At 61.3% G+C, this 23,542-nt stretch carries 25 protein-coding genes and 1 tRNA gene; 13 read left to right on the top strand and 13 right to left on the bottom strand.

Translation table 11 applies throughout. The annotated features are described in order from the left end of the window. Positions 1–134 precede the first annotated feature (134 nt). The 4 genes from EL2594_RS10150 to EL2594_RS10135 all read left to right on the top strand — a co-directional run bounded on the left by EL2594_RS10150 (position 135) and on the right by EL2594_RS10135 (position 3,146). Positions 135–208 (top strand) — tRNA-Gln (locus EL2594_RS10150). Between the two features lie 131 nt (positions 209–339). Next, the gene (locus EL2594_RS10145; RefSeq protein WP_155806034.1) at positions 340–1,479 is read left to right on the top strand and encodes a hypothetical protein; all 1,140 of its coding nucleotides are present in this window, start codon (positions 340–342) and stop codon (positions 1,477–1,479) included. 157 nt (positions 1,480–1,636) lie between these two features. Next, positions 1,637–2,191 (top strand): PepSY domain-containing protein, encoded by a 555-nt coding sequence (locus EL2594_RS10140; RefSeq protein WP_011414972.1) that lies wholly within the window; start codon positions 1,637–1,639, stop codon positions 2,189–2,191. Between the two features lie 55 nt (positions 2,192–2,246). Next, the gene (locus EL2594_RS10135) at positions 2,247–3,146 is read left to right on the top strand and encodes a TIGR00730 family Rossman fold protein (protein WP_011414971.1); all 900 of its coding nucleotides are present in this window, start codon (positions 2,247–2,249) and stop codon (positions 3,144–3,146) included. Here EL2594_RS10135 and thiD read toward each other — a convergent pair. From thiD to glmM, 3 genes are read right to left on the bottom strand one after another with little or no spacing between them, the layout of a single operon-like run. Next, a complete protein-coding gene (gene thiD, locus EL2594_RS10130) occupies positions 3,143–3,952 on the bottom strand; it encodes a bifunctional hydroxymethylpyrimidine kinase/phosphomethylpyrimidine kinase (RefSeq protein WP_011414970.1) in 810 nt (269 codons plus the stop codon). The two genes, EL2594_RS10135 and thiD, sit on opposite strands and share 4 nt — an antisense overlap. Further along, complete coding sequence (locus tag EL2594_RS10125; RefSeq protein ID WP_011414969.1) at positions 3,949–4,173, bottom strand: DUF1272 domain-containing protein; 225 nt, start codon at positions 4,171–4,173, stop codon at positions 3,949–3,951. The genes thiD and EL2594_RS10125 overlap by 4 nt, the downstream gene beginning before the upstream one ends. Next, positions 4,173–5,510 carry a phosphoglucosamine mutase gene (gene glmM / locus EL2594_RS10120; RefSeq protein ID WP_041685986.1) on the bottom strand — a complete coding sequence of 446 codons (1,338 nt, stop codon included), beginning with the start codon at positions 5,508–5,510 and terminating at the stop codon, positions 4,173–4,175. The genes EL2594_RS10125 and glmM overlap by 1 nt, the downstream gene beginning before the upstream one ends. A 110-nt stretch (positions 5,511–5,620) precedes the next feature. Here glmM and EL2594_RS10115 point away from each other — a divergent pair, with 110 nt between their 5' ends. Further along, the gene (locus EL2594_RS10115) at positions 5,621–6,910 is read left to right on the top strand and encodes a dicarboxylate/amino acid:cation symporter (protein ID WP_011414967.1); all 1,290 of its coding nucleotides are present in this window, start codon (positions 5,621–5,623) and stop codon (positions 6,908–6,910) included. A 52-nt stretch (positions 6,911–6,962) separates the two neighbouring features. After that, positions 6,963–7,574, top strand: a complete 612-nt coding sequence (locus tag EL2594_RS10110) for a superoxide dismutase (RefSeq protein ID WP_011414966.1) — start codon at positions 6,963–6,965, stop codon at positions 7,572–7,574. Positions 7,575–7,652: 78 nt separating this feature from the next. On the opposite strand, the gene EL2594_RS10105 is transcribed toward EL2594_RS10110, so the two are convergent. Both EL2594_RS10105 and EL2594_RS15515 read right to left on the bottom strand, forming a co-directional pair. Further along, positions 7,653–8,267 carry a sigma-70 family RNA polymerase sigma factor gene (locus EL2594_RS10105; RefSeq protein WP_011414965.1) on the bottom strand — a complete coding sequence of 205 codons (615 nt, stop codon included), beginning with the start codon at positions 8,265–8,267 and terminating at the stop codon, positions 7,653–7,655. A gap of 2 nt (positions 8,268–8,269) precedes the next feature. Next, positions 8,270–8,440 carry a NepR family anti-sigma factor gene (locus EL2594_RS15515; RefSeq protein WP_011414964.1) on the bottom strand — a complete coding sequence of 57 codons (171 nt, stop codon included), beginning with the start codon at positions 8,438–8,440 and terminating at the stop codon, positions 8,270–8,272. A 200-nt stretch (positions 8,441–8,640) separates the two neighbouring features. On the opposite strand from EL2594_RS15515, the gene EL2594_RS10100 reads away from it, so the two are divergent. Further along, a complete protein-coding gene (locus EL2594_RS10100; RefSeq protein ID WP_011414963.1) occupies positions 8,641–10,251 on the top strand; it encodes a CHASE domain-containing protein in 1,611 nt (536 codons plus the stop codon). 12 nt (positions 10,252–10,263) lie between these two features. Here the strand turns inward: EL2594_RS10100 and EL2594_RS10095 are convergent, their stop codons facing one another. Together EL2594_RS10095 and EL2594_RS10090 are read right to left on the bottom strand one after the other, a co-directional pair. Continuing rightward, positions 10,264–11,064, bottom strand: coding sequence for a response regulator (locus tag EL2594_RS10095; protein ID WP_011414962.1), 801 nt, complete (start codon positions 11,062–11,064; stop codon positions 10,264–10,266). 258 nt (positions 11,065–11,322) lie between these two features. Then, the gene (locus EL2594_RS10090) at positions 11,323–12,513 is read right to left on the bottom strand and encodes a hypothetical protein (protein WP_011414961.1); all 1,191 of its coding nucleotides are present in this window, start codon (positions 12,511–12,513) and stop codon (positions 11,323–11,325) included. Between the two features lie 146 nt (positions 12,514–12,659). Between EL2594_RS10090 and EL2594_RS10085 the strand changes: the two genes are divergently transcribed. After that, positions 12,660–13,757, top strand: a complete 1,098-nt coding sequence (locus EL2594_RS10085) for a fatty acid desaturase family protein (protein WP_011414960.1) — start codon at positions 12,660–12,662, stop codon at positions 13,755–13,757. On the opposite strand, the gene EL2594_RS10080 is transcribed toward EL2594_RS10085, so the two are convergent. The 6 genes from EL2594_RS10080 to EL2594_RS10055 form a co-directional block, all read right to left on the bottom strand. Next, the gene (locus tag EL2594_RS10080; protein WP_011414959.1) at positions 13,754–14,272 is read right to left on the bottom strand and encodes a GNAT family N-acetyltransferase; all 519 of its coding nucleotides are present in this window, start codon (positions 14,270–14,272) and stop codon (positions 13,754–13,756) included. The genes EL2594_RS10085 and EL2594_RS10080 overlap by 4 nt on opposite strands. Next, on the bottom strand, positions 14,269–15,366 hold the full coding sequence (gene lptG / locus EL2594_RS10075; protein ID WP_011414958.1) for an LPS export ABC transporter permease LptG: 1,098 nt from the start codon (positions 15,364–15,366) through the stop codon (positions 14,269–14,271). Before lptG ends, EL2594_RS10080 begins: the two co-directional genes overlap by 4 nt. Positions 15,367–15,379: 13 nt before the next feature. Beyond that, positions 15,380–16,564, bottom strand: a complete 1,185-nt coding sequence (locus EL2594_RS10070) for an LptF/LptG family permease (RefSeq protein ID WP_418904582.1) — start codon at positions 16,562–16,564, stop codon at positions 15,380–15,382. A 190-nt stretch (positions 16,565–16,754) separates the two neighbouring features. After that, the gene (gene clpS / locus EL2594_RS10065; RefSeq protein WP_011414956.1) at positions 16,755–17,138 is read right to left on the bottom strand and encodes an ATP-dependent Clp protease adapter ClpS; all 384 of its coding nucleotides are present in this window, start codon (positions 17,136–17,138) and stop codon (positions 16,755–16,757) included. Positions 17,139–17,365: 227 nt separating this feature from the next. Then, the gene (locus EL2594_RS10060) at positions 17,366–18,157 is read right to left on the bottom strand and encodes a phasin family protein (RefSeq protein WP_011414955.1); all 792 of its coding nucleotides are present in this window, start codon (positions 18,155–18,157) and stop codon (positions 17,366–17,368) included. Positions 18,158–18,311: 154 nt separating this feature from the next. Continuing rightward, positions 18,312–20,189, bottom strand: coding sequence for a PHA/PHB synthase family protein (locus tag EL2594_RS10055; RefSeq protein WP_011414954.1), 1,878 nt, complete (start codon positions 20,187–20,189; stop codon positions 18,312–18,314). 159 nt (positions 20,190–20,348) lie between these two features. Here EL2594_RS10055 and EL2594_RS10050 point away from each other — a divergent pair, with 159 nt between their 5' ends. The 5 genes from EL2594_RS10050 to EL2594_RS10030 all read left to right on the top strand — a co-directional run bounded on the left by EL2594_RS10050 (position 20,349) and on the right by EL2594_RS10030 (position 23,530). Then, complete coding sequence (locus EL2594_RS10050; protein WP_011414953.1) at positions 20,349–21,548, top strand: LL-diaminopimelate aminotransferase; 1,200 nt, start codon at positions 20,349–20,351, stop codon at positions 21,546–21,548. A gap of 96 nt (positions 21,549–21,644) precedes the next feature. Next, complete coding sequence (locus tag EL2594_RS10045; RefSeq protein WP_011414952.1) at positions 21,645–22,223, top strand: sigma factor-like helix-turn-helix DNA-binding protein; 579 nt, start codon at positions 21,645–21,647, stop codon at positions 22,221–22,223. A 16-nt stretch (positions 22,224–22,239) separates the two neighbouring features. Continuing rightward, a complete protein-coding gene (locus EL2594_RS10040; protein WP_011414951.1) occupies positions 22,240–22,575 on the top strand; it encodes a hypothetical protein in 336 nt (111 codons plus the stop codon). A gap of 20 nt (positions 22,576–22,595) precedes the next feature. Next, the gene (locus tag EL2594_RS10035) at positions 22,596–23,081 is read left to right on the top strand and encodes a hypothetical protein (RefSeq protein WP_011414950.1); all 486 of its coding nucleotides are present in this window, start codon (positions 22,596–22,598) and stop codon (positions 23,079–23,081) included. Then, positions 23,081–23,530 (top strand): JAB domain-containing protein, encoded by a 450-nt coding sequence (locus EL2594_RS10030; RefSeq protein WP_011414949.1) that lies wholly within the window; start codon positions 23,081–23,083, stop codon positions 23,528–23,530. Before EL2594_RS10035 ends, EL2594_RS10030 begins: the two co-directional genes overlap by 1 nt. Positions 23,531–23,542: the final 12 nt, after the last annotated feature.

Raw genomic sequence — 23,542 nt, 5'->3', positions numbered from 1 at the left:
GAAGTTAGGCGAGAGCGCACGATACGGCAAGAGTTGGGTGTCCGGTAGGCGTCGAAGCAGCCTTGACGCAAACGGGGCAGGGACCTAGATGCGCGGCCTCGCTCGCAGGCGGAACCCGATTCCACCGCAGCCGATGCCCCGTCGTCTAATGGTAAGACTACGGACTCTGACTCCGTCAATTGAGGTTCGAATCCTCACGGGGCATCCAGTTTCCCGGCATTAGGCAGCAAACGCGGAAAGCCGGTCTCGTGAGGCTGGCGGCGGTAACGCACACCTGCAGTTCGAGCCATGCCGTGGCTCGGACTCGCCTTCGCTGGGAAGGTGAGGCAGGAGGTGCATATGAAGTCCATCATCAAGCTCATCGCTGGGATAGCGTTCACAGTCCTTGTGTCGGTTTATCTTGTCACGAGGTTCATGCTCGACATCATTGGCTACACGACAGCACCGGACGACTTCGAGCTGCTGCAAAAGCGGATGCCCTCCATGCTTGAGTGGCTATTTTCAACTCCGTGGTGGGTGGCTGCGCTTTTCCAAGCCGGGATCATTGCGCTGGCAGCTTGGCTTATCATCTCGGGCACGAGGCGGGCCGCAGCGGATGAGATAGATGAGCACATTAGTTTAGACCGAGATCAAGTCTTTGCATTGATTGATTCCAAGCTTGCAGGTGCCGAACAGGCGGGTTCTGACAGTGACCTAGGTGCCCTGATTGATGCTCGCCTCGACGAGTTCCTCGCAACAAAGCTGCGGGCCGAATTCATTACAAATGCGCAGCATCATGCCGTTGACGAGAGCCTTGGTGAGATTGGCAAGAGGGTAGAAGTCGCCAAGTTGCTGGCCGAGGGTGCACATTCTGGTGCTTCTCAACACATTGAGCGTATTGATGCGAGGATGGCAGAGATAGCCAGAGGTTGTGCTGATCTGGAGCAGAAGTTTCAAGACTGGTCGAAACAGCACAGCGACTCAACCCGCCGGAGTTTTGATAATCTCAATGCAAGCTTCGCCGCGATCGGGCACTGGCTCTGGCATAGCAGATACTTTCCTGCGCTTCTTGAGAAAGGAAACCAATTGAAGACTTTGCCGAAAGTCGAGATGTCCGACGAGATCTGGGAAAGCTGGTCAGATACAGAAAAAGACTGGCGCAGCGATGTGGGTCTGTGGGCCGACATCGCCGAGTTCTACGCGCCAAACACGAAATCTGCGATTTTCGAGGTCAAAGACGAGATGCTTTACGGCGATTGGGACTTTGACCAATCAAAGTTAGGCAGCGACGTTCCAGATCGTCTTCATCGCTACAAGGTCATGGCGATCACCCTTCACAATATGCGCCACATGCGTGAGCACATTGAACGCTGCATGGAGCGGGCGGCATTTGATGGAGCATCACACACAAGCGGCCCGATTGGCGTTAATAGGCCAGGTCGACCTTTTCTACGCCGATTGCAGCAAGACTCTGGAGTAGAAAAGCCCGGTATTAGGTAGCAACCGCAGAAGATTGCCACCTAATGCCGCAGCTTCCCGGCCCAAACTCCACTATGTTACGGTCTGCGACATTTGCGCGATTGACTTCGTGGGCGCATCTCTCCATGCGCTTGTTGCAAGTGATTATCATTAGTGTTGCAGAAATCGGGATTCGGGCATGAGCAAGGCCAAAACGCGCAATTTCCTCGTAAAATGTCACCTGTGGGCGGCCGGTCTGCTGGCGCCGCTCTTCATATTGGTCGCCTATACCGGCGGGGCCTACCTGCTCGATTACAAGGGCGAAGTCGTCGAAACGCCGCTGGCGGTGCCGGAAGGCACGGCGCTCGATCCCGACAGCGCGACGATCGAGGACGATGTCCGCGCGATCCTCGCCGCAAACGATCTCGACACCGGGTTCGATTATCTGCGGATGCGCCCCGGCTCGATCACCACGCGCCCGACCACCCGCGATTTCGTGGTGCTGTCGGAAGAAGAGGGCAGCTGGAGCGGCACTCTCAACCAGCCGGACTTGCAGTACAGCCTGATCGAGCTGCACAAGGGCCACGGCCCGCAGCTTTACCGCTACTACCAGATCCTGGCCGCAGTGGTGCTGTTTCTCGTCGTCCTCGGCGGGCTCGCTGTCGGTCTGCTGGCCCCGGCCTATCGCAACGCTACCGCAACGGCGCTCGCAGCGGGCACGGTGGTCTTCGCGGTCCTCGCTTTCGTCCTCTGACCCCCGGCGCAAGCGGCATCTTGCCCCCGCCGCATCGCGCGCCTAGGGGCGGGGCATGACTGACACACCTTCGGAAAATCCCCGGTCGGATCGCTCGCTGTCCGACCGCAAATTCTACGGCGCGGAACAGGAAGCCGAATTCAGCAAGTCCTCGCCGCAGGAAACGCCCCAGACCAAGCACCCCGCTTACAAGCTCGCTTTCCAGGATCGCGAATTCCTGCTGCGCGACGAACTGCGCCCGGTGCGGTTCCAGCTCGAGCTGCTCAAGCCGGAGATGCTGCTCGACGAGGCCGGTGTCGGCTCTACGCTGGTGATGTATGGCTCTGCGCGCATCCCGTCGCCTGAAAACGCCGAAGCGCGGGTGAAGGCATCGAAGGACGAAGGCGAGTTCGAACAGAAGGTCGCGGCCAATCTCGCCGCCAAGGCGAAGTATTACGAGGAAGCCTACACCCTCGCCAAATTGGTCAGCGAGAAAGCCATCATCGAGGATGGCAAGCGGCAATTCGTCGTCACCAGCGGCGGCGGTCCGTCGATCATGGAAGCGGCCAATCGCGGTGCCAGCGATGCCGGGGCGGAATCGATCGGCCTTAACATCGTGCTGCCGCACGAGCAGGCGCCCAATACCTATGTGACGCCCTATCTCAGCTTCCAGTTTCACTACTTTGCCCTGCGCAAAATGCACTTCCTTCTACGGGCGAAGGCGGTGGCTGTGTTTCCCGGCGGATTCGGTACCTTCGATGAATTCTTCGAGCTGCTGACGCTGATCCAGACCGGCAAGATGAAGCCGATGCCTATCCTGCTGTTCGGCAAGGATTTCTGGACACGCGTGGTCAATTTCGAAGCGATCGCCGAGGAAGGCACGATCTCGAAACAGGACCTCGACCTGATTACGTGGTGCGAGACGGCGGATGAGGCGTGGGGCCACATCGCCGACTTCTACGACATCGACCGCTAGCTCTTCAACCGTACCGCCTGGTGCCCGAGGGGCCCGGCCCCGTCGCCGAAACCGGGCGCGTTCTCGATCGCCTCACGGACGAATCGCCGCGCCAGCCGCACGGCGTGCTCCATCGGCTGGCCGTGGCCGAGCAGGGTCGCGATGGCGGATGACAGCGTGCAGCCGGTGCCATGGGTGTGGCGCGTGTCGATCCGCGCATCGTCGAATTGCGCCATGCGCCCGCCGACCGGCACCAGCACATCGATGATCCGCTCGTCAGCGGTGTGCCCGCCCTTGGCCAGCACATCGCAGCCGTAATGGCGCGCAAGATCTTCGGCTGCCTCGCGGACGAGCTCGGTCGTGCGCAATTGCTTGCCAGCCAGCAATTCGAGTTCGGGCAGGTTGGGAGTCAGCAGCCGTGCCTTGGTGAACAGCCGCTCGCGCATTGTAGCGACGGCATCCTGCACCACCAGCGGCGCACCCGATGTCGCCACCATGACCGGGTCGAGCACGATGGGAACTTGCGGATCGATCTCTTCCAAAGCGTTGGCCACGGCGAGGATAATGTCCTCGTTCTGAAGCATGCCGATCTTGATCGCGTCGACGCCGATATCATCGATTGCCGATGCGATCTGCTGGCCGACGAATGCGCCATCGAGCGGCGTGATGCCCTGTACGCCGACCGAGTTCTGGGCCGTGACCGCAGTGATGGCGGTCATCGCATAACCGCCCAGCATGGTAATCGTCTTGATATCGGCCTGGATCCCTGCGCCGCCCGAACTGTCGGAGCCGGCAATCGCGAGAATACGCGGTGGCTGGCGGCTCATTTCCTGAGCTTCCGTTCGGTACTCGCGGGAAACTTCTCCAGCAGTTTGGCCGCGCGGGTCGGGCGATCCATCAGTTCGCCGCCGCAATTGGGGCAGAGATCGTCCAGCGCCTCGGCACATTCGGCGCAGAAAGTACATTCGAAGCTGCAGATGAAAGCACCCGGCGCTGGCGCGGGCAGATCGGCCCCGCAGCGTTCGCAATCGGGGCGCATTTCCAGCATCAGCCGGCGGCTTTCACGGCGTCGCAGATCTGATCGACCACAGTCTCGACCTGATCGGCATCGTCACCCTCTGCCATCACTCGAATGACCGGCTCCGTGCCCGACGGGCGGATCACCAGGCGGCCTTTGCCGTCCAGCGCTTTCTCGGCATCCGCGATCGCGGTCTGAACGCTGTCCTTGTCCAGCGGTCGCCCGCCTTCGTAGCGGACATTCTTGAGCAATTGCGGCACTTTCTCGAAAACGTGCAGGACTTCGCTCGCGGGCTTGCCGGAATTGACGAGGCTGGCGAGCACGCGCAGGGCAGCGACCGTCCCGTCGCCAGTCGTAGCATGGTCGAGCAGGATCATGTGCCCGGACTGCTCGCCGCCGATATTGAAGCCCCCGGTCTTCATGCGTTCCAAAACATAGCGATCGCCGACCTGCGTGCGCTCCAGCCGCAGGTTCTTGCTGTCGAGATAGCGTTCGAGGCCCAGATTGCTCATAACGGTTGCAACAACCCCGCCCCCGCGCAGCGCCTGCTTTTCTGCCATCCTGGTTGCGATCAGGCCCATGATCTGGTCGCCGTCGACAGCTTCGCCTTTCTCGTCGATCACGATCAGCCGGTCGGCATCGCCGTCGAGCGCGATGCCGATATCTGCGCCTTCCTCGACCACCGTACGCTTGATCGCATCGAGCGAGGTCGAGCCGACGCCATCATTGATGTTGGTGCCGTTGGGCGTGACGCCCAGCGTGATGATCTCCGCTCCCAATTCCCAGATCGCGGAGGGCGCGACCTGGTAGGCCGCGCCATTCGCGCAATCGACCACCACCTTGAGGCTGTCGAAACGCGTCTCGTCGGACACCGATTGCTTCAGCGCGTGGATATAGCGGCCGCGCGAGTCCTCTATGCGGCGTGCCCGGCCGATCTCGGCTGCCGGAACCAAAGCTGGTTCGGATACGATACCCTGCTCGATGGCCAGTTCGGTCTCGTCGGAAAGCTTGAAACCGTCCGGCCCGAACAGCTTGATCCCGTTATCGCGATAGGGGTTGTGGCTGGCGGAAATCATCACGCCGAGATCTGCCCGCATCTCCTTCGTCAGAAGCGCGACCGCCGGGGTCGGCAAGGGCCCGGTCTGGATTACATCCATCCCGACACTGGTGAACCCGGCGACCAGCGCTGCTTCCATCATATAGCCGGAAAGGCGGGTGTCCTTACCGATAACGACCCGGTGGCGATGATCGCCCCGGCGGAAATACTCACCCGCAGCCTGCGCCACGCGCATGGCGATTTCAGGGGTCATGTTGCCTGTGTTGGTTTCACCACGGATGCCGTCGGTGCCGAAGAATTTGCGTGCCACTGCCTGTCCCTGTTGCGACATTACCGGTTGCGAGAACCCTCGCGATTTGCCACGCGCCTTATCCGCTAAGCACCCGCGAAGGGAAGAGGCGAATAGGGGAGGGCCGGGTATTGGCCGAATCTGAGACGCGCGGCGGCGCGGATGACAGCGGCGGGCTGGTCACGATCCGCCTGCCGGTGTGGTGGACATTCGGCGGGCTGATTGCCGGCTTGCTGACGGGCCTGTTGCTGGCCGGATCGAATGTGATCGAGCCGCTGCTGGAAGTGACCGGACCGGTCGGAACGCTGTGGCTGCGCGCCCTGCAGATGACCATCATTCCCCTGGTCGCGGCTCTCCTGGTGTTGGGCATCACCAAGATGGCGCAAGCCGCGCGTGCGGGGGCGACCGCGCGGCGGATGCTGTTGATGGTGTTCGGCTTGCTGGTCTTCAGCGGGGTCGCTTCGGCGATCAGCATGCCGCTCTTGCTCGATGCCTTTCCGCCACCTTCGGGTGCTTCGGGCATTCTGGATGCCCCCAGTGCGGAAACGCAGCAGGTGCCGACCATCGGCGACTTCATCGCTTCTCTGATTGCGCCCAATATCATCCAGGCTGCGGCTGAGACATCGACCTTGCCGCTGACAATATTCTTTGCGCTTTTCGCCGTTGCTGTCGCGCGCCTGCCTGGGGCGCAGCGTGCAACCATGCTGCGGTTCTTCGAAGCGCTGGCCAACACCATGCTGACGATCATCGGCTGGGTGCTGTGGGTCGCCCCGGTGGGCGTGTTCGCCCTGGCAGTGGGCGTTGCTGCGCGTGCCGGAGGCGAGGCGTTCGCAACGCTGGCGCATTACATCGTCACCGTAACGGCCATGGGTGCCATCGTGCTGGTGGCCGCATACGCGCTCGGGATCATAGCGGGCCGGATATCGCCAGCGAAGTTCGCGCGTTCGGTGCTGCCTGCCCAGGCTGTGGCCATATCAACGCAAAGCTCGCTCGCCAGCCTTCCGGCCATGCTCGACAGCGCGCGGCGGCTGGGCATTCGCGAGGAGGTCGCCGATTTCGTGCTGCCGCTGGCCGTTGCGATCTTTCGCGCGACAAGCCCGGCCATGAACATGGCTGTCGCGATCTACGTCGCGCATCTGGCGGGCGTCGAACTGACGCCGATGCTCCTTGCAGCCGGCATAGCCGTGGCTTTCGTCATCAGCATAGGCTCGGTCAGCCTGCCCGGCTCGATCAGTTTCGTCATCTCGATCGGCCCGATTGCGCTCGCCATGGGCATTCCGATCGAACCGCTTGCGCTGCTGGTCGCGGTCGAGATGCTGCCGGATATCATGCGAACGCTGGCCAATGTGACGATGAATGTCGGACTGACTGCGGCGGTCGACCGTGAAAAATCGGTTTCCATGCAACCCGAGAGCGCCTGATGCGTTCATCTCACAGACACCCCCTTTCACACGATCCAACGGGAGATCACCAATGGCTTTCGAAGTAACCCCGCTGCCCTATGCCGACACCGCGCTGGAACCCGCCGTGTCCGCCAACACTTTGTCCTACCACCACGGCAAGCACCACAAGGCGTATGTCGACAAAACCAACGCCGCTATCGAAGGCACCGATCACGCCGACAAGTCGCTCGCGGAAATCGTCGCGGCGGCGCGCGGCAGCGACCAGGGACTGTTCAACAATGCAGCGCAGAGCTGGAACCACGGCTTCTACTGGCATTCGATGACGGGCGACGAGACATATCCGTCGGACGAGCTCAAGAGCATGATCGACGATGCCTTCGGCTCGGTCGAGGAACTGACTTCGAAACTGCAGGATCGCGGTGCCGGCCACTTTGCCAGCGGCTGGGTCTGGCTCGCCGAAAAAGGCGGCAAGCTGACGATCGAGGAAACCCATGACGGCGACACGCTGGCCGACCAGGACGGCGTCAACCCGCTGCTCGTGATCGACCTGTGGGAACACGCCTATTATCTCGATCACCAGAATGCGCGCCCGGCCTATCTGAAGGCGGTGACCGAAGGAAAGCTCAACTGGAGCTTCGCTTCCGAAAACCTCGCGCGGGGTACGACCTGGTCCTACGCCTGATCGCTGGATAGCGAACGAAGAAAGGCCCGCCGCTCCAGACTGGAGGGCGGGCCTTTTCCTTGCGTGCGAGAGGGGCAACTAACGCGTGGGTTCGGATACCCCGTCACCGGCTGCCACAACGTCCAGTTCTTCCATGATCGCATCATGCGCGATGTCGTCGCCAAGCGCGCGCTGCGGAATGGTGCCTTCCTTGAGCATGTCGTTGAGGGCCGAACGCGCCCGGCCGACCCGGCTCTTGATCGTGCCGATGGCACATCCGCAGATGTCTGCCGCTTCCTCATAGGAAAAGCCGCCGGCACCCACCAGCAGCAGCGCTTCGCGCCGTTCCGGGGGGAGGGTCAGCAGGGCGCGGTGCATGTCGGACAGGTGGATCGGCTCCTCCTGGCCTGCGGGAGCGGTCAGAATCCGCTCGGCAACCCCTTCATCGTATTCGCCGCGAAAACGATTGCGCCGCATGTCGGTGAGATAGGCATTGCGCAGGATCACGAAGGTCCACGCGCGCATGCTGGTCCCGGGCTCGAACCGTTCCTGCGCGGCCCAGGCTTTCATCAGGGCCTCCTGAACGAGGTCGTCCGCCATGTCGGGGCGACCGCAAAGCCCCCGCGCGAAAGCGCGCAGGTGCGGGATGACTTCCTGTAGCTCGCGCTTGAACTCGACCTTCTCGGCCGCGGTCCGCTTCTTCTTTTCGGCCATGACTATTGCTCGCCCTCTTCAGGGTCGCCGTCGAGCTTGTCGAGCAAATCCTTGAAACTGTCGGGCAGCGGCTCGTCCACTACCGACTTGTAAAGGTCGCGCAGGCCGTCGGCCCATTCGGGCTTCGCGTCCTTGCCCGACGGAGACCCGCCTTTGGGTTGATGTGTTGCCATGTAATTTGCCCGTCCGTTGCGCCGGTCAGCCGCTAACATACGCGGCCATGGCACGTCCAATCCTATGGTGTGCGGAACGAAACCTTGTGCCTTTTGTTCCCAATAGCTGACAGGCGCGCTTTGCGCGAGGGAATGAATCTAGGGGATATTGCTTGGCGTCAGTGCCGGGAAACGCATCCGGGCGGTCGGCTCGGTGGCTCGTGCGCTGGCCGCGCGCGGTGCCGCTGGCTATCTTCGCACTCATCGCAGGGGTCACTGCGCTGAGCGTTCTCGCCATCGAACGCGGCGACAATCGGCAGGAGCTGGCCGAAGTCGACCGTACCGCCCTCGCTATCGGTAGTGCGCTCGACCGGCGCGCCAATATCGGCACGTCCTACTTGCGGGCCGGTGCGGCTCTTTTCTCGGCGGCAGACAACGTTTCCTACGATCTCTTCCGCCGCTTCGCCGGCGAATTGCGGCTGGACGAAACCTATCGCGGCGCGGACGGCATCGGTTGGGCCGAGGCGATCTACGCTTACGAAATCGAGGTATTCGAGGACCGCGTCATGACGCAGACCGGATCGATGAACCCGGTCGCGCCGCAGATACAGCGGAGCCCGGGCGATCTCGTCGTTCCGGTGACCTATCTCGTGCCCGATTCCGAGCGCGCTCGCAGGGCCTTCGGTTACGACATGTATTCCGAGCCGACGCGGCGGCAGGCGATGGATCTTGCCACCCAGACCAACCGGCCGGCTGCGACAGGCAAGATCGTGCTTATTCAGGAAGGTGCCGATCCCGAACCGGGCTTCCTGATCTACATGCCGGTCTTCGTCAGCGGCGATATGGGCGAGCGGCTCAAGGGTTTTGTCTACAGCCCCTTCAATGCCGACGATTTCCTGAATTCGGTCATCAACGAGAACGCGGTACAGGAGCAAAGCGTCCGGTTTTACGATGGCGGGGTCGCCGAGGAAAACCTGCTCGCCGAACATCAGACCGAGAACGGCATCGGGGTGACGTCTTCGCGCGAAATCCGCATTGCCGACCGGGTCATGACCGTCGTGGTCCAGTCGACCAAGGGCAACGCGCTTTCGCCCCTGTCGATGATCACGCTGCTGTTTGGTCTCGCCGTTGCCAGCCTGTCGATGCTGATCGCCCGCCTGCTCACGCAGCAGGCACTCGAAGACCAGGCGGCTCTCGTCTATTTCGCCGAGCAGAACGCCATTCGTACCTCGCTGACCCGCGAGCTGAACCACCGCGTCAAGAACACGCTCGCCAATGTCCTGTCGATCATTGCCCTGACCCGCCGTCGCACGGACAATCTGCAGGATTTTGCCGACAGTCTGGATGGACGCATCCGGGCGTTGTCCGCCACGCACGACCTGCTGACCCAGTCGGAATGGGGTACGACACCGCTGCGGCAGGTCATCGAAGCTGAACTGGCACCCTATGCCTCGGCAAAGGAAGACATGCTGCACCTCGAAGGGCCGGACATCGAACTTGCCCCGAACGATGCGCTATCCTTCGGTCTGGCGATCCATGAACTGGCGACCAACGCGTCGAAATACGGAGCTCTGAGCCGCGAAGGAGCTCGCGTTTCGATCGAATGGGCAAAGAAGGGCGAGAACCTCGTCGAAGTACGCTGGGTCGAAAAAGGCGGACCGTCGGTCTCGCAAGACCGCAAGCGAGGTTTCGGCATGGATCTTATCGAGAAGATCGTCGCGCACGAATTGCGCCACCCGGTCGATCTTCAATTCGATCCAGAGGGTGTGCGCTGCACGCTGCTCGTGCCGGTCCGGCAGCCGAGCGAGTTTGCGATCCGGGCGAAAAGCTGAGCGGCTGGCGGCTCAAACGGCCGTAGGGCTGTTCTGGAAAAAGAGCGCCTGGCTGATGGTGGTGCGAACCGTCGATTCCTGGAACGGCTTGGTCACGAGATAGGTCGGCTCCGGCCGATCCCCCGTCAGCAAACGCTCGGGATAGGCCGTGATGAAGATAACCGGCACATCGAACTGTCCGAGAATGTCTTCGACGGCGTCGATACCCGACGATCCGTCTGCGAGCTGAATGTCGGCAAGCACCAATCCGGGCTTTTCCTTGGCCACGGCTTCCTGAGCCTGGGTCCGCGTGGCTGCCGTGCCAGCGATGTCGTGGCCGAGGCTGCGGACGAGATCTTCCAACTGCATGGAAATCAGCGGTTCGTCTTCGATAATGAGGACATTGGTCGACGATTCGCGGTCGATCTCTGCGACGGCCTCGCGCACCAGCCCTTCGACATCGGCGGGAGCGAGACCCATGATCTCGGCGGCGTCTTCGACGCTGAAATCCTCTAGCGTGGTCAGCAGCAATGCCTGCCGGTTGAGCGGCGTCACCGCTTTCAGCCGGTCGCCAGCCCCAGCTTCCTTGGCCGAAACTACATCGCCGCCATCGTCGCCTTCGACTTCGAGATAGCTGCTGGACCAAAGCGCGTTGAACGCCTTGTACAGAGGGACACGACCTTCGGACACGTCCTGCTTCAGGCTTTCATCGGCGATTGCCGCTTCGAGCGTTGCGCGAACGAAGGTGTCACCAGTCTGCTGGGATCCCGTGAGCGCGCGTGCATAGCGGCGCAGATAAGGCAGATTGGCAGCGATTTTTTGTGAAGCAGACATTATGACCCTTCCCGTGAATAGATGTCGGTGCAACGGCCTTCGCTGCATGCGGTTCCTCTCTAGCGAGGATTGATCTGAATTTCACCGTTTCACGTTTTTTTCGAGCGTTTTCAAATTTTTTCGAACCCGCGTGGAACCGATCTCCGGTTGCGGCATTCTTCCCATATCACCGCCGAGACCCCCCTCCCGTCCATACGGCAGTGATACGATCCCGAAAGGCCCTCGCTGTCAGAGCGGGGGCCTTTTAATTTGGGCAAGCTAATGCGTCGGCGGCGCATGCGTGAGCGGTACGGACAGCGCCTTTTCAAAAATCCAGTATTCGCGGTTCACCTTGCTGTTGATGGCATCGGCAATCGCTTTCATCCCGTGATTGTCATCGAGGATCCAGCCGATCTCGGCACGCTCCGTTCCAAGCTCCGCCACGGCCACTTCGCGAATGTCGCTGATCATCATGAAAGCGAGCTGGCTCGCCATCCGGCTATTCTGCAATTCCTTTACCACGCCCATCAGCGGCACGCGCATGCCCGCTCGCATCGGCTTGCGCAGCCAGCGCAGCAGGTGGAACCAGCCGAAAGGAAACAGCCTGCCGTCGATCTTTTTGAGGATTCCGTTGATGTCGGGAAAGGTCAGCATGAAGGCGACCGGTTCGCCGTCGAGCTCGCAGATGCGGTTGATTCCAGGGTGGATGATCTGTTTCAGCTTCTTGCCGGCATAGGCGACCTCATCCGCGGTGAAGGGAATGAAGCCCCAATTCTTCGACCAGGCATCGTTGAGGATGTGCAGGATGATCTCGATCTCGCGGTTGATATTCTTGAGGTCGGGAGCACGCATGGTGATCCGCGGATTGCGTTCGCCCGATTTGACGATGCGCTGGATCAGCGGCGGGAATTCGGGCCGGACATCGAGTTCGTAGGTCAGCAGCGCCTTGGCCTTGGCAAAGCCGTCGGCTTCGATCCAGCCTTTGTAATGCGCCGGATGATGCCCCATCATGATCATCGGCGAATGGTCCTGCCCCCGGACCAGCAGGCCGGGTTCTTCCCAGATCGACAGCGAGATCGGGCCGAGCAGCTTGGTCATGCCTCGCTCGCGATTCCATTGCGCCGCGCGGTCCAGCAGGGCCGTTGCCACGTCCTGATCCTCGGCATCGAAATAGCCGAACATGCCGGTGCCCGGGCCCATGCCCTGTTCCGGAGGCAGCTCCAGCGCCAGATGGTCGATATGCGCTGCGATACGCCCGACCGGTCGGCCATCGCGGTAGGCGATAAACAATTGCACCGTCGCATGGCCGAAGAACGGATTCTTATTTGGATCGATCAGTTCGAGCATTTCGGAGCGCAATTGCGGCACCGCATGGGGCTCGCGCGCGGCCATGGCGCGTCCGAGATCGACGAAGGCCTTTCGTCCGGCCTTGTCGGTTACGGGTCTGATTTCTATCTCGGCATCGCTCACTGCGGCTTCCTGTTCAGCACAGGTTCTCCCTGTGGGTGCTATTTGTCGCAAGTCAAGCAAGCCACTCGATCACACTGGTAGAGAGGCTCTGTTTGTCCTTCCTGCCCGATTTACGATAAGGCCCCCTTCCAACAGACGATACGATCATGGAACATACGCTCAACCCCGCACGCACCTCTGCGACCGCCACGTCAGGCGGTGGCTGGCATGCGCAATTGCCGGACGACAAGGCGATGCTTCGGGCCGCCCGCGACCTGGTGAAGGATTTGGGCGAAGCCAGGGCGAGCATATACTGGCCCGACATGATCGTGTCGGCCGGCATGGGCTATGGCGCGATTGCGGGGGCGATCCTCGTGGAGCCGCTGTGGTTGAAATTCGTGCTCGGACTGGTGGCATCGCTCGCGCTCTATCGCGCGCTGATGTTCATCCACGAGCTGACGCACATCCACAAGAACGCGCTGCCGGGCTTCCGTACCGGCTGGAACCTGCTTGTCGGCATTCCACTACTGACGCCAAGCTTCATGTATGAGGGCGTCCACACGCTGCATCACAAGCGGACGCAATATGGGACGATCGAGGACCCGGAATACTTGCCTCTGGCACTCATGAAACCGTGGAGCCTGCCCGCATTCGTGCTGGTGGCATTGCTCGCACCGATCGGCCTGCTGATCCGTTCGGCATTGCTGGTGCCGCTTGGCGCGATCTTTCCGCCGCTGCGCAAGTTCGTCTGGGAGCGGGCATCCTCGCTCTCGATCAATCCCGATTTCCGCCGCAAGCCCGCCACGGGTGATTTGCCTCGCCGCGTGTTCTGGCAGGAGGTCGGCGTGTTCGCATGGTCGTGGCTGCTGATCGGCAGCGTCTTCGCGCTCGGCTGGGCGCCTCTGCTGACCGCGCTGGCGATCCTCAGTTTCACGGCCCTGCTCAACCAGCTGCGCACCTTGGTGGCGCATCTGTGGGAGAACGAAGGCGAGGCCATGACGGTGACCGCGCAGTTTCTCGACAGTGTCAATGTTCCGCCGCCGGGCCGCATCGCGGAAATCTGGGCACCGGTCGGCCTGCGCTATCACGCGCTGCATCACCTGATGCCGTCGATGCCCTATCACGACCTGCCCGAGGCGCACCGCCGACTCTATGCCGAACTGGGTGGGGGTTCGACCTATCTCGGGGCCAACCACAAGGGCATGCTGCCGCTGGTGGGCCGCATCGCGCGCAGCACCATGACGCGCGGGCGCAAGCGAGCCTAGTCCAGAAAGTTGATCATCGCGCAGCGGCGCTCGGGCGGCAGGCCCTGATCGGCCTCGACCGCCAACTCACCGGCGAGCCGGGGATGCGCATCCAGCGCGGTAACTTCCTCGAAGCCGAGCCGCGCGTAAAAGAGGCCATTCCACGGCACATCGCGGAAAGTCGTCAGCGTCACGGCCTTGTAGCCTGAATTCGCCGCATCGATCAGGCAGGCTCGCACCAGGCCGGCTCCGATCCCGCGCTGTTGGTGGACCGGATCGACACTGACTTCCCAGATGTGCAGTTCGCGCCCGAAAGGCTCGTCGACGAGAAAGCCCGCCATGGCCCCGTCGACATGGGCGACGAGGGAATGCCCCTTGCGAATGTAGCGTTGGAGGCGGTCGACCGGAATGGTGTGTTGCCCGGCGATGTCGCCAATGCCCTCGATGGTCTCGAACAGCGTGCCCGCGCGCGCTTCGATTGCGGGCATCTGTTCAGCATCTTCGGGCCGAGCGAGGCGGAGCGACCATTCGCTCACTCCTCGGTCCGGATCAGCACCGTCTCGCCAACCAGCAAAAACAGCAGGAAGGGTGCCCAGGCTGCGAGAAATGGAGGATACCCGCCGAAACTGCCCATCGCGAGTGCGGCGTTGTCGACGACGAAATAGGCAAAGCCCAATCCCATGCCGATGACAGCACGGATAAACAGCTGGCCCGAACGGGCAAGACCGAAGGCGGCAACCGCGCCCAGCAGCGGCATCAGGAATGCCGACAGCGGTCCCGACAGCTTGTGCCACCACTTCGCGCGCAATTCAGCCGTCCGACGTCCAATGGCTTCATAGGAATCGATCGCCGAGCCCAGCCGCCAGAAAGGCACGGCGTCCGGGTCGATAGCCTCCAGTTCGATCTGCGCCGGGGTCAACCCTTCGCCTACCACCATCGCTTCGGACGTGGTGGTGTTGGCGGTCGTAATGTCGAAGCTCTGCGGGTTTTCCAGTTGCCAGCCGGGATCGACGAAGCTGGCCGATACGGCTCTCACCTGCTCCGCAATCTGCCCGGTCGGCGCGCGGCGATACCATGTGACGTCGCCCAGCCGGATGTCGGCGCCGGTGCCGGCCACGGTGCGCGCGGTCAGGATGTTGGTCCCGTCGGTAATGTAGACATTGGCCTTCACATCGGAATCCGGCGGCACCGCCCCGAATTCCGTCGCCTCCCACGCTTTCAGCGTGGCGGTGGCGCGGGTCACTACGCGCTCGTTGAAGCCAAAACTCACCAGCGCGACGAGACCGGCCGTCAGCAGCAGCGGCGCGAGCACCTGATGCGCCGAAAGCCCCGCAGCCTTCATGGCGATCACCTCGCTGTTCTGGTTGAGCGCGATCAGCGTGATGATCGTCGCCAGCAATACCGAGTAGGGCAGGAAGCGTTGCACCAATTGTGGGACGCGCAAACCGGCATAGGTCAGCAATTCGCCTTGGCCGTTGCCTTCCACGGCGAGAATCTCGCCGCTGGTCGACAGCAGGTCGAGCATCATCAGCACCAGTACCAGCATCACCAGCACCGCGAGGATGCGAACGATGAATAGCTTGGCGAGGTAAAGCGTCAGCGTGCGCGAAGGGAAGAAGTCGAGATGCATCGGGGGGGCGGCCTTACTCGGCAGGCTCGGCCGCGACGGGCGAAGCGAAGGCATCGGTGCGGTGCTTGCGCCGCTTGAACAATTTGCCGATCTTCTTCGACAATTTGGCAAAGGCATTCTCAAGCGCGCCGATGGGCTGGCCGCCAGGTTTATAGGCAATCGTCCAGAACATCCACAGGATCAGCGCAGCGAACAGCACGAACGGACCCCACAGCGCGACGATGGGATCGACCCGGCCGAGCGCGGCCACGTCCTCCCCGTACTGGTTCACCTTGTGATAGCTCACCACCATGACGATCGAAACGAAAACGCCGAGGGCGCTGGTACTTCGCTTGGGCGGTATGGCGAGGGACAGCGCCAGCAGCGGCAGCAGCCACATCATCACGACTTCGACCAGCCGGAAGTTGAAGCTCGCCTGGCTCGCATCGCGCTTGGCCTCGCTCTCGGTGTCGCTCCAACCGATACTGAGCAGTTCGGGCAGGATATACTCGCGCTCGGCATCGCCGCGCTGGCGGAATTGTTCGATCGCGGGCAGGTCTATCGGCAGGTCGTGGCGGGTAAAACTCAGCACGCGCGGGGTCTGGTTGCCGGTGTCCTGGACGATGGTTCCGTCGGTCAGGCGCAGGATGATCGTGTCGGAGCTGTCGGTGGTAGCGAGGAAGGACCCTTCGCGGGCGCTGATCGAGAGGACTTGTCCCTTGTCGTTCGAGACCCGCGCAAAGATGCCCTTGAGATTGCGGCCATTGTCTTCGCTTTCCTCGATCCGCAACGCCATCCGGTCGGCCAGGGTCGTAAATTCGCCAACCTTGATCGAGGCACCGAGTGCACCCGAGCGCAATTCATATTCGAGCTGCTCGTAATAATAGCGGCTGATGGGCTGGATGTAGAACACCAGCGCCACATTTACGGCGACGAGGATGGCGGTGATGATGTAGGGTACCCGCAACAGGCGACCGTAGCCCATGCCGACGGCGCGCAGCACGTCGAGCTCGCTCGATGTCGCCAGTTTGCGAAAAGCAAAGAGGATGCCGAGCAGCAGACCCAACGGGATAGCGAGGCTGGCATATTCCGGGATCAACGCGCCGAGCATCTTGAAGACGACGCCGATCGGCCCGCCTTCGACGGCGACGAAATCGAACAGTCGCAGCATCTTGTCGAGCAACAGCAGCGACGCCGCCAGCACGAACACCGCCATCATCGGCACGATGGTGAGCCGGAAAATATAGCGGTCTATCGAAGGGATGAAACTGAACAAATTCGGGCCTTGCGCGCTGGCGATCCTCGATTGGTGTTGCCGCCCTCTAGCGGCAAAACCGTCCAAGGTCATGCCCTGTTAGGTGGTTGTGCATGAACGGCGCGCGACTGGACGCAGCCCGGCGCCGGTTGGCTCAGGCCTTCTCCAGCGTGCACTGTAGCGGATGCTGGTTCTGGCGGGCGAAATCCATGACCTGGTTTACCTTGGTCTCGGCGACTTCGTAGGGGAAGATCCCGCATACGCCGACGCCCTTCTGATGGACGTGCAGCATCACGCGGGTGGCCTGTTCAAGGTCCATCTTGAAGAAGCGCTTGAGGACCATGACGACGAATTCCATCGGCGTGTAATCGTCGTTCAGCATCAGCACCTTGTACTGGCTCGGCTTCTTGGGCTTGGCGCGGGTCTTGGTCGCGACCCCGACATCGGCATCGCTGTCGCCATCCTTGGCACCATCGTCGTCTGCCAGCAGCGGCGCGGGCAGGTCGATCGTTTCGGCAAGGTCGGGGAAGTCGTTCATCGCGCTCGCAATATCGTATCGGTCGGCGTGCAATCAAGAGGAAGCGACGCGCTGCCGCTCGCTCACGATGCGCTGCAGGAGTTAAAGAAAACTGATCGTTCGGGTCCCCGCCTGTGAACCGCGCAAGCAAAAGGGCCGGACAGCGCGATGGCTATCCGACCCTTCCAGTATCCAGCCGAGTGGGAGAGGAGAGGTTACCCGGCCTTCAAGCTGTTTCTTGCGAAGGCTTAGGCAGCCTTCGAGAACTTTTCAGCAGCTTCGCTGTAGCGGCTCGAGATCGGAGCGAATGCTTCGTTGGCCAGCTTCAGCCACGCTTCGGTGCTCTTCGAGCTGTAAGCAACAGCAGCGTCGAAGTTGCGGCGAGCGAAATCGCCCTGCAGCTTCACGAACTCGGTCGGCGACTTGACGGCAGCGACGAGCTTGGCGTCTTCGCGGGCCTGCTCGGCGACCTTCTTCGTGTCTTCGAAACCTTCGCGAGCCATGTCCTGCATGCCACCGGCGAGAACCTTGCCCGAAGCGATCATGGCTTCGATGTTGGCCTTGTTGAATTCGACGACGTCGCCGGCGAGCTCGGTGCCCTTGGAATATGCGCCCTTCAGACGGGTCTGAGCGTCGGCGGCGAATTCCTTCGCGGTTTCGGTGATCTTCTTGGTGTCGGTAGCCATGATCGTATCCTTCAGCTTGATAACGGTGGAGGTCTTCGCTGCAGTCTTGGCAGCAGCCTTTTTAGGAGCGGCCTTCTTCGCCGGCGCCTTTTTGGCAGCAGGCTTGCGGGTCGCGGTCTTCTTGGCGGTAGCCTTCTTCGTCGCGGCCTTCTTCGCTGCCGGCTTGCGCGTGGCAGCCTTCTTTGCAGGAGCTTTCGTCGCGACTGCCTTCTTCACGACGGCAGGGCTGGCTTCGGGCGTGGCGTCGGCTTCGACGGCCTTTTCGACCTTCTCGGCGTCGACTTTGCTGGCAGCTGCGTCGGCATAGGCCTTCTCGGCAGCGGCATCGATTTTGCTCGTGGCGGTGTCGGCCATGATGAGTGTCCTTGATCTTCGTTGCAGTTTTATGTTGCAGTGCACAAAATAGGCATTGCAACTGCGAAGTCAAGGGATTTTTGTGCAGTGCACAATAAATGGGATAATGCGCTCTAACGCCTTGTTACTGTGCGAGAAAATCTAGTGAGCGCAACTATCTTGCGGCCACATAGCGACCTGGCGCGTCTTCGATCACCTTGTCGGACTTGATCGATCCGGGCTTGCGTTTGCCGCTTGCCTTTACGGTCTTGCTGTCCTGGCTGCGCACCCATTTGATCCAGTCGGGCCACCAGCTTCCCGGATGCTCGGTTGCGCCTTCGCGGAAAGCTTCAAGCGTCGTCACGTCCGGATCTTCGTTGATCCAGTACTGGTATTTGCCGCTGTCGGGCGGGTTGACGACGCCAGCGATATGGCCCGAACCCGCCAACACAAAGCGGATCGGACCGGTGAAATGTTCGCGCAATCGCCAGACACTTTCGGCCGGCGCGATGTGGTCTTCCTTGCCGGCCTGCACATAGGTCGGGACGGACACGAGCGAGAGATCGATCGGCGTGCCATCAGCGCTCAGCGAGTCCGGCTTGACCAGCCGATTGTCGCGATACAGCTCTTGAATATAGTCCTTGTGCCATTTCGCAGGCAGGTTGGTGACGTCCCCGTTCCAGTGTAGCAGGTCGAAGGCCGGATAGTCCTCGCCCAGCAGGTAATTGTTGACGACATAGTTCCAGATCAGGTCGGTCCCGCGCAACAGATTGAATGTCGCGGCCATGTAGCGCCCGTCGAGATAGCCTTCGCCCGATAGCGCTTCGATCGCGGCGACCTGGTTGTCGTCGATGAAGTGGAGCAGCTCACCAGCCTTCTCGAAATCGACCTGCGCGGTGAAGAAGGTCGCGCTCTTCACCTTGTCCTGCTCCCCGCGCCGAGCGAGGATCGCCAGCGTAGCCGCAAGGGTAGTTCCGGCCACGCAATAACCGATCGCGTGGACCTGCGGCACCTTCAGCCGCCCGCGGATGTGATCGATCGTTTCGAGCTGACTGCGGATGTAATCGTCCCACACTACGTCTTTCATGGAGGCGTCGGCCGATTTCCAGCTGACCACGAAGACCGTCAGGCCCTGCTCGACCGCCCATCGGATGAAGCTCTTTTCCGGATCGAGGTCGAGAATGTAAAAACGGTTGATCCACGGCGGGAAGATGACCAGTGGCACTTCCAGCACTTCCTCGGTCGAGGGCGAATACTGGATCAGCTGATACATCGGCGTTTCGTGCACGACCTTGCCCGGCGTGACCGCGATGTTCTCGCCCAGCGTGAACGCGTCGGGATCGGTATGGGTCAGCTGGCCGCGCCGCATGTCGTCGAGCATGTGCTGCATGCCCTTGACGAGATTCTCGCCCTTGGTCTCCAGCGTTCGCTCGAGCACAACCGGGTTGGTCGCCGCGAAATTCGACGGGCTGAGAGCATCGACGACGGCTTTCACGGAGAAACGCAATTGTTCCTTCTTGTCGGGTTCCACGCCGTCCAGCCTGTCGACCATGCTCTCCAGTTGCTCTGCCATCAGCAGGTAGGTCTGGTGGATCAGCGCGAAGACCGGATTGTTCTGCCAGCGCTCGTCGCGAAAGCGCTTGTCCTTGCGCGGGAGTTCGGGCGCGGCATCCGAATTGTCGCCGAACTGCCCGCCGAACTGGCCGAGCACGCCCTTCCACATGCTCATCGAATCGCCCCAGAACTGCTGCTGCGCGGCCATATCGACCATCGGCATGCGTTTGTGAAAGCTGTCGAGATAGGCCATCCAGCGCGTCGGGTCGGGCATTTCCTTGGAGATCTTGGCCGCCTGCTCCGCCTGGAAGCTGAGCCACATGCTTTGCATGGTCGCAGCATTCTTGGCCCACGCGCCTGCCTCGGACAGATCGGGCATTTTCGGCGCCACGCCCGGCATCATCTGGCCGAAGATCGACTGCGCCGCTTCGTCCTGCAAGTCGAACAGCTTCGAAAATGCCTGCGTGGGATCGGAAAAAGGGTCTTTGGTGTCGCTCATGCCGGGTCTCCTGCCCTGTTTCTTGGGCGCTGGCGACTGGTCTGACAAGGGCGGTGTTCGATGCGCGCATTATGCATTCGATTGCGCGTGCTAGAGCTTTGCGCCAGTAAGGAATTCCTGCAGGATGCAGGTCTGAAGGAAAGCTATAGTCGGGACGATATGGACACCGAATTCTACCGGATGAAGCGCTTGCCCCCCTACGTGATCGCTGAAGTCAATGCGATGCGGCACGCGGCACGCCAGGCGGGAGAAGACATTATCGACCTGGGCATGGGAAACCCCGATCGCCCGCCGCCGCAGCACGTCATCGACAAACTGTGCGAGGTTGCGCAGAAGCCCGACGCGCACGGCTATTCGCAATCGCGCGGGATTCCCGGCCTCAGGCGAGCGCAGGCGAATTACTACGGCAACCGGTTCGGCGTCGATATCGATCCCGAAAGCGAAGTGGTCGTCACGCTCGGTTCGAAGGAAGGGCTCGCCAGCCTGGCGACGGCGATCACGGCCCCGGGCGACGTAATCCTCGCGCCTAATCCGGCCTATCCGATCCATCAGTTCGGATTCATACTGGCTGGTGCGACCATTCGTGCGGTTCCGACCACGCCCGACGAAAGATACTGGAAGTCGCTGGAAAGCGCGATGGCCTACACCGTGCCGCGCCCCAGCGTACTGGTGGTCAATTATCCGTCGAACCCGACGGCGGAAGTGGTCGACCTCGCCTTCTACGAACGACTGGTTGCATGGGCGAAGGAGAACGAGGTCTGGGTGCTGTCCGACCTCGCCTATTCCGAGCTGTGGTACAACGACAAGCCGACGCCTTCGATCATGCAAGTGCCGGGTGCGAAGGATGTCGCGGTCGAATTCACGACGCTTTCCAAAACCTATTCCATGGCCGGATGGCGGATGGGCTTCGCGGTCGGCAACAAGCAGCTTATCGGGGCGATGACCCGGGTGAAGAGCTATGTCGACTACGGCGCCTTCACGCCGATCCAGGCCGCTGCCTGCGCTGCGCTCAACGGCCCGCAGGACGTGGTCGAGGAAAACCGCCTGATCTATCACAGGCGTCGCGACGTCATGGTCGAAGCCTTCGGGCGGGCGGGATGGGATATTCCGCCGCCGCCGGCTTCGATGTTTGCATGGGCGCCGATCCCGCCGGCGCTGGCAAACCTCGGCAGCCTCGAGTTTTCCAAGCAATTGCTGACCGAAGCCAAAGTCGCTGTCGCCCCCGGTGTCGGCTATGGCGAAGAGGGTGAAGGATTCGTGCGAATTGCCATGGTGGAGAATGAGCAAAGGCTGCGTCAGGCGGCGCGCAACATTAAGCGCTATCTCGCCGACAAGGGCATCAACACCCAAGCGGCATGACCTGATTCGCGGCCGGTCCGATTCGGGACCTGTCGGCTTTCGGCGCGTTTGCTGAATCGGGCAATTTGTCCTAAGTATGCGCGGTAACAGGAGCCCATGATCATGCAGGTGGCCACGTCCCGTTCGTTGACGGACAGGCAAAAAGACGTTCTGGTGAGAATTGATCGGCGCATGCCGATCAAACAGATCGCGGCTGATCTGGATGTTTCCGAGAGTCGAATTAACCAGCATATTCGGGCACTTAAGGATGTCTACGGTGTCGGAAACCTGAAGGATCTGGTCGATTCCTACCGGGCTGAAGTGCGGGAATCGGGCAGTCCTGCACCCTATAGAAAAGCTGCATCCAGAAATTCTGAAGTCCCGCAACGCGTCAAAGAGAGCGAACAAGAAGACCGGGTCGCACCCGGGGAATTCGTTCTCTCAGACGTGGCGCCACTTGCGATCGAGGCGCCATGGCACGTGAGAAACGAGCCCCGGGTCGTCCCCGGGGTGCTCGACGGCGATCATGCTGTCCTCTATCGCCTTGCCGTCATCATCGGACTGGCTCTTGCGTTTATCGTTTTGGTCATTCTGGTGGTGACGGCGGCACTCTCCATGAGTGAGGCGTCGGGAGGCAGGGAAGTCGCCCCCCCGAACAGTTCTGCGCAGGCCGAGGAGAGCAATCGGTTGCCGTAACTTGGGGTTTCCGAAGATGCCAAACCGTATTGCCGCCGACGCTCTCTCCATCCGCAAGCAGATCCGCGAAGCCGAAGCCGTTACCGACGAGGCGATGGCCGCTTGCGCGAAACTGAAGCAGACCATGCTCCGCGCGCGCCAGAATCCGGACGTCAATGTCGATGCAGGCCAAAAGGCGATGATGCGCCTGATGCAGGCCGAGCACCAGGGTCTCGCCATGTCGACGAGCCTGTTGCGCGTGCACGAGGAGCTCAACCGCCTCAGCCGCGAATACATGGGGCCGGGCGACGGCGCCGAAACCGAACTTACGCCGACGGCAGAATATCCCGTCGAACTTGCATCCGTTGACTGAATTGGCACACAGCTGAGGCTATGATTGCCGCGCTGGTCCAGCACGAGGCGATGGTCCTCAATGTGGTGACACTGCTTCTCTTCCTGATTGCCATCTGGAAGGGGAGAGGTCCGGAGCTTGCCTGTGCAAGCACATTGATGGCCATGATCGTGCTGGACCGCGGCTATCACGCGGTGCTCGGTCCGTCGCCTTCCTATCAGGCGATCGACCCGTGGCATCTGATGCTCGACACCGCGGGCCTGTTCGTGTTCCTCATCATCGCGCTTAAAGCCAACAGGTTCTATCCCATGGTCATGGCCGCTGCACAATTGGTCGCCTTCACCGCACATATCGTGCGGATGATGGTCGAGCCGGTCAGCAGCCTGTCCTATTACCTGCTGTATTCCATGCCGTTCTGGTTCCAGCTGTTCGTCCTCGCATTCGGACTGGGCAGGCACGCGTCGCGCGTAACAAGGATAGGCTCCTATCGCGACTGGCGCGTTCAGCCGGGCATGAGGTATTCCTGATGGGTGTCGAGATACGCATTTGCGCGGAAGCCCTCGAGCGGGATGCTGTTGCCCGCGGGTTCGGGCGCATGCCGGCCGCCTTGGCCGATCCGGGATTTCTTCAGTATATTCACAGCCGCTTCGCCATGGCGAACGAGGAACGCCTCCATGTCGTCTATTGCGACGATCGGCAGCGATATCTGCATGACGAGACGCTGACGATCGGCGGTGAAAACTCGCTGGTGTTGCGGGCCCGTCCGCTTGTGCACCGGGCGCTAACGATCGGTGCCGGCGGACTGATCCTCGCGCACAACCACTTGTCGGGTAATTGCCAACCGAGCGAAAAGGACATCGTTGCGACGCACCGCCTGCAGAAACTGGGCGCAGAGCTCGAACTAACACTGATCGACCACATGATCTTTACCCGAGATCGCTTCTTCAGCATGGCTGCGGGAGGCTTTCTCGACTGAGGAGGGTCGCAC

This window comes from Erythrobacter litoralis HTCC2594 (assembly GCF_000013005.1).
In the GTDB taxonomy this organism is placed as follows: domain Bacteria; phylum Pseudomonadota; class Alphaproteobacteria; order Sphingomonadales; family Sphingomonadaceae; genus Parerythrobacter; species Parerythrobacter litoralis_A.
Note: the sequence above shows the minus strand (reverse complement) of the source record. Positions and strands in the feature narration are given on the sequence as shown.